The 10,424-nt window shown below is 35.6% G+C and carries 8 protein-coding genes and 1 pseudogene; 7 read left to right on the top strand and 2 right to left on the bottom strand.

Features of this window, described 5'->3' with window-relative positions; genetic code table 11:
• Positions 1 to 93 precede the first annotated feature (93 nt).
• The 7 genes and pseudogenes from M3183_RS14150 to M3183_RS14180 all read left to right on the top strand — a co-directional run bounded on the left by M3183_RS14150 (position 94) and on the right by M3183_RS14180 (position 6,211).
• Positions 94 to 579 (top strand): hypothetical protein, encoded by a 486-nt coding sequence (locus M3183_RS14150; RefSeq protein ID WP_251470713.1) that lies wholly within the window; start codon positions 94 to 96, stop codon positions 577 to 579.
• Between the two features lie 207 nt (positions 580 to 786).
• A pseudogene (locus M3183_RS14155) lies at positions 787 to 924 on the top strand (PEP-utilizing enzyme); the annotation flags it as partial.
• A gap of 882 nt (positions 925 to 1,806) precedes the next feature.
• Positions 1,807 to 3,249 carry a sensor histidine kinase gene (locus M3183_RS14160; protein ID WP_251470714.1) on the top strand — a complete coding sequence of 481 codons (1,443 nt, stop codon included), beginning with the start codon at positions 1,807 to 1,809 and terminating at the stop codon, positions 3,247 to 3,249.
• Positions 3,246 to 3,944, top strand: coding sequence for a response regulator transcription factor (locus M3183_RS14165; protein ID WP_251470715.1), 699 nt, complete (start codon positions 3,246 to 3,248; stop codon positions 3,942 to 3,944). The genes M3183_RS14160 and M3183_RS14165 overlap by 4 nt, the downstream gene beginning before the upstream one ends.
• Positions 3,945 to 4,198: 254 nt before the next feature.
• The gene (locus M3183_RS14170; protein ID WP_251470716.1) at positions 4,199 to 4,420 is read left to right on the top strand and encodes an SHOCT domain-containing protein; all 222 of its coding nucleotides are present in this window, start codon (positions 4,199 to 4,201) and stop codon (positions 4,418 to 4,420) included.
• A gap of 118 nt (positions 4,421 to 4,538) precedes the next feature.
• On the top strand, positions 4,539 to 5,192 hold the full coding sequence (locus M3183_RS14175) for a DUF2306 domain-containing protein (RefSeq protein WP_251470717.1): 654 nt from the start codon (positions 4,539 to 4,541) through the stop codon (positions 5,190 to 5,192).
• Between the two features lie 50 nt (positions 5,193 to 5,242).
• Positions 5,243 to 6,211 carry an alpha/beta fold hydrolase gene (locus M3183_RS14180; protein ID WP_251470718.1) on the top strand — a complete coding sequence of 323 codons (969 nt, stop codon included), beginning with the start codon at positions 5,243 to 5,245 and terminating at the stop codon, positions 6,209 to 6,211.
• Positions 6,212 to 6,649: 438 nt separating this feature from the next.
• On the opposite strand, the gene M3183_RS14185 is transcribed toward M3183_RS14180, so the two are convergent.
• Both M3183_RS14185 and M3183_RS14190 read right to left on the bottom strand, forming a co-directional pair.
• On the bottom strand, positions 6,650 to 7,609 hold the full coding sequence (locus M3183_RS14185) for an aldo/keto reductase (RefSeq protein WP_251470719.1): 960 nt from the start codon (positions 7,607 to 7,609) through the stop codon (positions 6,650 to 6,652).
• A 552-nt stretch (positions 7,610 to 8,161) separates the two neighbouring features.
• The gene (locus M3183_RS14190; protein ID WP_396953722.1) at positions 8,162 to 9,610 is read right to left on the bottom strand and encodes a L,D-transpeptidase; all 1,449 of its coding nucleotides are present in this window, start codon (positions 9,608 to 9,610) and stop codon (positions 8,162 to 8,164) included.
• Positions 9,611 to 10,424 lie beyond the last annotated feature (814 nt).

The raw sequence follows: 10,424 nt of genomic DNA on the forward strand, positions 1-10,424 counted from the left end.
ATTTATATCAGCCGTCATGACTCGCATGATATGTGGGTATACTTGAAATATTTATAAATTAAAGATAAAAGATTAAGGGTTTAGAGTAACAGCATGATAAATGGGGAATTTTCTAGAAAAGGTGTTGCCCATATGGTCTTATTTATTTCTTCTATTATCTTATTTAATTCAATTACATTCAAAATGAAAAAACACCTTACAAAAAATCAAGTTGTTCATATTTGGACATTTACAATGGTTTTGTTATCCTTCTTTGATGTATATATTGATCAAATCTATGAAGGTTATTGGTATTTTGAAAAAGGAATTGATTGGAAAAATCTCTGTGCTTACTCATTACTTATTCCACCAGTAAATGTCATGATATTAAATTGGTATCCTTGGTTAAAAAAATTGTGTTATCTAGCTCTTTGGATTCTTTTTATTATTGTATATGAAAATTTAGCCTTACTGCCAGAGACTTGGGGATATTTTCATTATGGCTGGTGGAAATTTCGATTATCACTAATCCTCGACCCAATTTTACTGGCAACTTTGCTTACTTATTTTAGATGGATTCGTAAAATCGAAAAAAGTTGAAGTGAAGAGGAGTTTGTGGGTGGTGATTTCGGTGGAGTTTTTTGGGTGTACAAAAATTGTAACTCCAAAATAAATATTCCCAATTTCAGTTCTGAATCCATATTATTCCGGCTTTAGACCATAAAATGATTAACTCGTATATATTAGTCGCATCCTTTACAGAACCCAGCTGACACCATTGATTGATTCATTAAGTGTTAAACACCACTAAGGATCCATGGAGCAGTTACCGCACGAGAATATGACTTACCAGCAGTTGCCGGAGTAAAACATGATGCCAAAATGATAAAAGAAGAGCAACTGATTTTTGGAGATGGGACTAAAGGATACATCAAAATATTGTAATGGTTGAATATGTCCATTTAATTATTTCCAATAAGCCTGCAAAATGTTATTCCAAAGGATAGATTTATATAAATCCAGGCTGGATCCAATTGTGGTCCAGTCGTTTTGAAAGTGAAAGATGGGCAGCCAGAAAATAAAATAGTACATTCAAAGGAATGTCGTTGTAATTTATAAAACTTTTATAATTGATTTATTGTTTGTTTATTTTTATTGGAGATAATTTAGTTTAGAGACTAACAAACTTTTTTGGCAGGTTCTAGCTGCCTGAAAATGAGCAGCGCAAGAGAATTGGGTAAAGCAGCAAGGCTCTAGCTGCTCGAAAAGGAGAAGTACAAGGGAATTGGGTAAAGTAGGAGAAATAGTAAGGGAAACTATCCCCCCTATTATAATAATTACTTTATTATTTAAAATAAACCCACCGTCCAAAGCCTGCCTCATTAAAATTTTCCTTTAATACCTTCTAATTACTTTTTCAGCCACAACTCCTTCACTCCACTGAAATATTTCTTGGGTAGTTGGTATTTTCCTAATAAGAAAAAGTAATTGATGGTTGTTAAATAGCGGTCTTGATTTTTTATAATCCTGTTTATTGTGATGGATGGCACGAAGACTCCTCAGAAATGCTAACGCATTTCCTTCGTGCATGGGCGGATTCAAAGATGTTAATTCAGTATCCTGTAGGAGTACGTGACGTGCCAGGGGAGACCCCCCAGGGCGTTTAGTGCTGAGGAGACAAGACACCCCAGAACGCCCGCGAACCGCTTGTGCCTCCGTCTAAAAGCTATCGCTTTTAGACGTGCGATATCCATGCTGAAGAAGACTTCCTTGTGAAGCGAAAATCAACAACCAAGTTTACAAAGCCATTTTTTAAAGGGGATTATCATGTCTATTAAGAAACGTCTTTTTTTTTCAAATGCGGTTATGATTATAATGCCGATCATAGTAATCATATTCATTATCTTTTTACTTAATATTGTATTCTTCAATGGGTTTGGAAGTAATAAGGGCGGCTTCAATCAAAATTGGCAAAGAATAGATGGAGCATTAACAGAGTTTTATAATGAATTGCAAAAAACGGCATCACTTGATCCAGATAAGTTTTATAATGATAAATATTTAAACTCCTTAAGAGAACGACTGAATGAAAAAAAAGTAGAAGTGATTATTCGGAAAGACAATGAACTATTATTTACATCCGCTCAACAGATGTCAATCATGAAAAATGATCTCCCTGATTTCGGGTATAAAGGATATTATCCGGCTGGATCATGGGTTGGTGATGGACATTACTCAACGATACAATATGATTTCTATTTCAATGATTCGTCAAAAGGTTCGATATTTCTATTAGAGTCATCTGCATCGTTTGTGAATTTTGCTAGATCATTTTTTCCAGTTTTATTTATAGGTTTAATCCTTGTCTTTGTACTGACAAATGTTTTACTATCGACTCTTGTTTCTCGAAGTATTTTACGTCCTGTCCGCCTATTATCTGATGCTGCTGAAAAAATCAGAAGTGGAAATCTAAACTTCCGTATCAAGTCAAAAGGTCGTGATGAACTTGGGAAACTTGTGAACTCATTTGATTCGATGAGAGAGCAGCTAAAAGAATCATTGGAGCTGCGGGATAAATATGAACATAATCGAAAAGAAATGATTGCAAACATTTCCCATGATTTAAAAACGCCTATAACATCGATACTTGGCTATGTCGAAGGGATTCAGGATGGGGTGGCAGGCTCTGCCCAGAAACAAAAAGAGTATCTGGCCACCATCCACTCTAAGGCATTATATGTAAATCGATTAATAGAAGAGTTATCCTTGTATTCAAAATTAGATGTGAAAAAACTCCCTTTTCATTTTGAATCTGTCGATATTTATGCGTTTATTCAAGATTATTTGAATGATATAAATGATGAATTAAGTGAGAAGGACATACAAGTGGTGTTTGATACAGAAGAAGATAGGCATGTGAAAGTGTGCATAGATCGAGATAAAGTAGTGCGTGTAGTGGAAAATATCATTTTTAATAGTGTTAAATATATGAATAGAGGATTCGGCAGGATAACGATTTTTATTACAGAGCAAGAAAAAAAGGTTAAAGTAAGCATAAGTGATAATGGACCAGGTGTTTCCGAAGATGAAGTTTCAACTATTTTCAATCGATTTTATCGGACAGATCCATCACGAAGTACAGCAGGAAGTGGACTAGGACTGGCTATTGCATCACAAATAATTAAGGCACATGATGGAGAAATTTGGGCGGAAAATCTATCATCAGGCGGATTGTGTGTTCACTTTACCCTTAAAAAAACAAAAGGATGAAAAGGATGGACAAAAAAATATTGATTATTGAAGATGATCAAAGCATTGCTGCATTAGAAAGAGATTATCTTGAGATTGAAGGCTTTCAGGTGGAAATTACTGCGGATGGAAGGGCAGGTCTTGATGCTGCATTACATCGACAGTTTGATTTGATTTTACTTGATTTAATGGTTCCAAATATAAATGGATTTGAAATTTGCAAACAGGTCAGAAAAGTGACGAATATTCCCATTCTGATGGTTACTGCTAAATATGAAGATATTGATAAAGTACGTGGATTTGGCTTAGGTGCAGATGATTATATTGTGAAACCTTTCAGCCCAAGTGAGTTAACAGCAAGAGTAAAAGCCCATATTGTTAGGTATGAGCGACTAACACAGGCGGATCCTTCGAAAGATGAAATCCAAGTTAGAGGGCTTCAGCTGAACATGGCATCAAGGCAAGTCTTTATCGACGGTAAGGAGATTATTTTGACAACAAAAGAATTTGATTTATTATCCTTTTTTGCGAAACATCCAAATCAAGTTTTTTCAAAGGAAGAATTATTTGAAAAGATATGGGGGCTGGATTCAGTAGGAGATAATGCCACTGTTACTGTTCATGTGAAAAAAATACGCAAAAAAATAGAAAAAGATACATCCAATCCACAGTACATTCAAACAATATGGGGCTCTGGATATCGTTTTAAGGGATAGAAGAAATAGAATTTCGTATTAAAACACTCAAAGCACTCAGTCTAAAGTAGATTGGGTGTTTTTATTTGTCGCTGTTAATTAGAAGGACATATTAGTTTATAGATTTTTTATACATCCTTCAGATGGAGTTCATATTCCATTGCTATAGTAAAAACAGAGGCAAGAGTAAAAGCCCATTCCTATGCTGAGATTCCAATGTTATAAAGCTGTGCCTGGTAAATAGAATTTAAAAATAATGAAAGGAATGATTTAATATGTACCATTGGGGATATTTCCATCCATTTGGCCTGATTTTCTTATTGATTATTGTAGGATTTTTTATTACAAACATGATTCTTTGGAGAAGAAGGGGAGGAATGTGTTATCACAATCAAAGTGATGCTCTTTCTATCCTGGAAAGCCGCCTTGTAAGGGGAGAAATTACAGCTGAAGAATTTAACGAACTTAAAAAGACGTTAAAAGGCAAAAATAAATAAAGTGAAAAAGACAAAAATCTTAATGCAGCAGTATACATTGGAACGACAGCATATGGAAAGGGCATCAAAATGCCTTTAAATAAAAAATAGCGAGGAGGATTAAGGGGTTTAAACATACATGATCAAGCAGAAAAAGAGTTGGTGGATTTTAGTTATTGTTTCAATTGGAGTTATGGTTCCTTTTATGTACCCATATTTAACTTTTGATCCAGATAAAAGCCGAGTGAACATTACATCCACTGCTATTCAATATCCAGTACTTGTTGCACATATAATATTTGCTTTTATCGCTATAGTAACTGGTTTTTTTCAGTTTATCGACTCTATTCGTCACAGACATCCAAAAATTCATCGTAATATTGGAAGAATGTATGTGATAAGTATATTCATTAGCGGAATCTTTGCGTTTGTTTTATTCTTTTACACGGAAAGTTTTACAAAGGCGATGGCTTTTTTAGTGTTAACAGTATTGTGGTTATTTACAACTTGGAAGGCATATCAAGCAGCTGTAAAAAGACGTTTTCATGAACATCGAAAATGGATAATACGAAGTTTTGGTATTACCCTGGCTGCTGTGAATGCTCGTTTACTCGTCCCATTTCTTCTTCTAGGATATACTGTTTTTCATACATTCACATTGCCAGGCGGAAGAGATTTGATGATTGACGAGGTGCTAAATATAAATATATGGGCAGGTCTTGTACTGAATATGGTGATTGTTGAATGGGTCATTATTCCAAAATCTAAAAATCCACTTAAAAGTAACAAGTAATTTACCTTGCCACTTTTAAAAAAACTTGCTGGTATAGGGGATGTAGTAGTATGAATGAATTTTCAGAGCATATTGTCCATGCGAATGGTATAGACATGCATGTTGCAGAATGTGGAAAGGGAAAACCTGTATTGTTTTTACACGGCTTCCCTGAATTATGGTATTCATGGAGATACCAATTGCCGTATTTGTCCAAGTCTGGTTATCGGGCTATAGCTGTTGATTTAAGGGGGTACGGTCAATCAAGTGTCCCTGATAATGTACGTTCTTATAGCATGAGAAACATGGTGGAAGATATCGTACAATTAGTAAATGAAATGAATTTAGATCGAGCAGCACTTGTGGGACATGATTGGGGGGCTAATATTGCTTGGGCATGTGCACAAATGTACCCTGAAAGGTTCGATGTAGTACTAGCATTAAGCGTGCCATTCTCCCCAAGGCCCCCTATGCCATTAACAGAGATGATTAAAAAGAACTCTCCCTCATTTAACTGGCTTGTGTATTTTCAAGATGAGGGTGTTGCAGAATCAGAATTAGAAAAAGATATAGAAACTACTTTGCACCGTATTTATTATGGTCTCTCAGGTGATGCACCAGAAGGATTACCAGCAAAGTTAGTATCCCAGCTGCCGAAAGAATCAACGTTATTGGATCCTATTCCAGATCCTCCAGACTTGCCGACCTGGTTAACGAAAAATGATTTAAACTACTTTGTTGATAATTTTAAACAAACAGGTTTTACTGGAGCTTTAAATCGTTATAGAAATGTAGATTATGATTGGATTGATTTAGAAAAGGAAAGTCAAAGAAAAATAATGCAGCCTGCTCTTTTTATTGGAGGAGAATTAGACACGGCTACAAGTTTTAATAAACGCAGCATAGAGATAATGAATCATTATGTGCCCAATATTAAGGATAAGATTATTATTCCTGGTGCAGGACACTATGTACAACAAGAGGCCAGTGAAGATGTTAATAGGATTATCGTCGAATTCTTAGACCAATTCTATATATAATAAGTATAAACGTAATAAGCCTCTATCCACATATAAGAAGGGTTGGAGGCATTTTTACGATTAGATTGAGGACTGGACATGTGTTGTAGAAAAGTATTTCAACAAAAACAAAAGAAAGAGTCAAATTGTATATATGAAGCCTTACAGAAAGACGGCAAAGTCAATCAACAACTAAAGTAAAGTGAGGAGATTCAAGAAATGGATGAACTAAGTCGCATAGATGATAATTAACAGATGCGCTATATGAAACAATTTATAAACTTGTGCCATTTCAGGTTTAAGGACTAATGTAGACCATACTCCTAAATATTCCTTTCACAATGTTGGTGATTTTAATATATGAGACAAACAAATAGGGGTACCCCACGCATTGCGCGATAGGCCCCCCTAAAACTGTGGCTATTTCATAGCTTCTCCCCAATAATGAACTCGTTAGGATTACTTCATATTCTTTTCCCATGCCGCTTTCACTTCAACACCGGTTGCTTTTGCGGCTGTTTCCAAATCTATTATTTCTTGTTCTGACAGTGCTATATCTGCGGCTGATATGGCACTTTTGATGTGGTATGGTTTAGTAACTCCGATAATTGGAACGCTGCCTTTTGCAATTGCCCAAGCAATAGCAATTTCGGAAGGTTCAACATTGTATTTGCCGGCAATTTTTGACAACTCTTTCATTAGCCCCTCAAGTTTAGCAAGTACCTCCACATTGAAGGCATCTCCTCGTCTGGTACCGGTTTTAAAGGGATTTTGAGCACTGTATTTCCCGGTCAATGCTCCTTGCTCCAAGACCATATAAGGAAAGAACAATATCCTGTTGTTATTGCAATAATCAATGATACCTGCTTCTTCTGATGAACGATAAAGTAAACTATAGTGGTTTTGTACAGCTGATAATGGGAAACCAGCTTCTTCTAAAATAGACTGAGCTAACTTTATTTCTTCTAGATTATGATTGGATACCCCGGCATATTTCACTTTACCGCTTTTCATTAGTGGTATCAGTTTCTCGGTCCACCTTTTAACATCTTGCGGGCTGTGAATCCAATAGATATCCACGTAATCAATGCCGAGCCTGTTTAAACTGTTGTTAAGAAATTCTTCAGGGGCATCGTCCGATTGATCGGGGCGGGGCGTGAATTTCGTCGAGATCAATACGTCTTTTCTATCTTTTATAAATGAACCTAAAATCGTTTCGGAAGCACCCATTCCATATACGGCGGCAGTATCCCATAAATTAAATCCGGCATCCATTGCCGCATCAAAGACAGGCTTTAGATCCTTTTCATTAAGATCATTACCAAAAACGGTATTCCCTCCATTGATGCCATTACCCCATGACCAGGTACCGAGAGCTATTGAGGGAATCTCTGTATTTCCCAACTGAACCATTTTCATTTATCAATTTCCACCTTTAATTATTTTTTGATGTTCATTATTACGATTTCATTTTAAAAAGTCAAGGTAAACGAGCTTAATTGAACTTCCACTTCACAGCCGGCCAATCTTATTTGAAAGTATTTTTAAAAATGTAAGATTAAAGGATTTGAAGCTGTATTTTTATCAGTGTAATATTATTTGATTTGCCAAGCGTTGGGAAAGTAAAGTTTTTATTTGGTACTAGAAATGAGCGCCCTTTTTTTTACCTTCAGCCCAATAAGCGGTTGATATCAAATATTATTCCGAATACCCTTTTGCAAAAATCTTATTTTCCAACACCCATTGTAAAGCGCAGCATTACAATAAAATTTGTCAAGAAAAGCAATTAGCGGATCAATTAACATTGATGGATGATTCCAAGTTGAAGGCTCTAATTGTCTTTTGGCGGCACAAAAAGGCAACTAACCATGTAGAGTTGCCTTCCTGCGTTTTTATTACATATTAGTTTTTTAAACAAAGAGCCAGCTGTTTCTAAAAAGTTTTACTATTGGGGGGCAGCCAATCCATTCCTCAATAAACAATAACCGGCTCATAGGTGCTGAGATTGGCATACACAGTTTGCATAATGCTTGGCGGTGTGTTGACACAGCCATGCGATCCTGATGTAAGATAAGTCTTGCTTCCCCAATTGCCCCGCCAGCTTGCATCATGGAATCCCTGTCCGTCATTCGTAAAAGGAGCCCAATATTTAACAGGTGTCTGATAAGTTATTTTACCGTTTTCTCTGCCTGTTAGTACGGCGTTAGTTTCCTTATAAAGGACATACCATACACCTGGTGATGTTTCATGACGATTATCATGTGTCCCGGTAACAACATTCGTTGTGACGACTAATTTGCCATTTTTGTATATCCAAATTCGCTGATTTGCAAGGGAGACTTCAGCGTACGTATCCCCAATACCATTATTGGCAGTTATGTCATATCCGTAGCCTTCACCATTCCAGCCATGACCGTAAATATTAGAGGCGGAAACTGATTTTTTCCCATTTTCAAAAGCTTTCACAATACGAGGTATTTCTTTTTTAACATCAATAGCCCAGCCATAGCCTTTCGCTTTAACTGAAATGACCGAACCTGAATGGGTCTTGAATTTGAAATCCTTATTTAATGTGGATTGGGTATTGTTAATTTTGGCAATCCTATTCTTAATTTCATTTGAATCATCAATCTTGATCTGTAAATCTTTTGAAATAGAGGCGTTTTTAATTAATTCGCCTGCCTTTAACGGGTAAACTTTATCCTGCACCTTGTAATCAACGGTTTGAGCAAGGAATTCTTCCAACTTCTTCTGTTGGTTTTTTATAAACTCGCTGTCTTCTTTAATTGGCTGTATGTATAAAGGATTAAGCTGAATTTCACTAATATATTTGGACTTTTCAAAGTCCTTCAAAAGACTGGCGACATCATACTGTTCTCCGCTGATACTGTTTGCGACAATAATTTTGCCTTGATCTAAACGAACCGCCGCATCTTTTGGCGCTTTTAATCCTTTATTCATGGCGATCAGCTTTTCTTCTAACTGTTTTTTTAAGGTCTGGTTTCGATATTGATCCTGATTAGTGGGAAGTAATGAAAAATTTTTCTCTTTTGAAGATGGAAAAAACGTCCACTGTTTCTTTAATAATTTTTTGACATCAGGCAGATCCTTATCCGAAAATACCATTTTTGTATCTTTGCCATCTAAAATTTGTTGATTTCCAATATAAATTACATTCTTTAATACGCTTGTTTTTAGTTCTTTTAGTGCCTGATCAGCGGACATACCACCGACTTTGATGCCATTAATTTTGATTTGTGCATTAAAATGGTTTGCCTGATAATAGCATCCTGCAGCAATGACGAGAGCCATAATAATGATGATACCTGCTGTAATAAACCTCCAATTTGCATACCACTTAGCGCGATGTTTCTCAATTTCTTGATTATGTACCGTGCTTTCCATAAAGGATCCCCCCATACTGACATCAGTGTTAACATCTTTTGACCTATAAACAATTGATATGGTGTTATTGGTTGCCACTTTTTAGAAAATAAGTAATTTATACTACTATTCTACAAAATATCATATTCGAACATTGTCGTTTTTTGTGTTTGTTTAAATTTTTAATTAGACTTTTTACTCATTTCATTAGAGCTAAAGAAATGTATCCCTTTGATAAATTTTCAAAAAAATGGAATAAAAGAATGAAGCCAACTAATATGAGAGGATTTGAAGCAAAAACTTAAATTTATAAAGAGGCGCACGCTATAAGGAATAAGCAGGAATAATATCTGTTGAGATTTCCTCAATTTCGGAATTTGTTCATACTAAAACCCTGATCCAGCCTGTCTTTTTCAATTTTCTTATCATTCTATGATTGGAAAACATTCTTTAACTAAGGCTCTTTTCTAAAAGATTGTTGCTCTTTGCTCCCTTTTTAAGATTCGTTCAAAAAATAGGGGTAGAAATTCCCCTTATATAGGAAATTGGATGATAATTAGCTGAAATAGACGGAGGAATTTCCCTTATTTGATTTTAAACTGCTAAAATCGGGTGCTTTTCATTGAATAACGGAAAAAACTCCGCTTATTTTTTACTATTTAAGCTCCCTCAGTTAGATACGATTTTCTCTCGAATACTCACTTATTCGCAGGATTTCAAAGCACTTGTAATAACATTTGGGGATTGATGAATGAGTTGTTCGTAATTTGGCTACACGGAGGCGTACTTAAATAAAGGGGTTAGTAATAACTCCATAAATTTCCATATAATGTACGTTCTCCACGCCACC

It is taken from the genome of Neobacillus mesonae (assembly GCF_023715155.1).
GTDB lineage: Bacteria > Bacillota > Bacilli > Bacillales > Cytobacillaceae > Neobacillus > Neobacillus mesonae_A.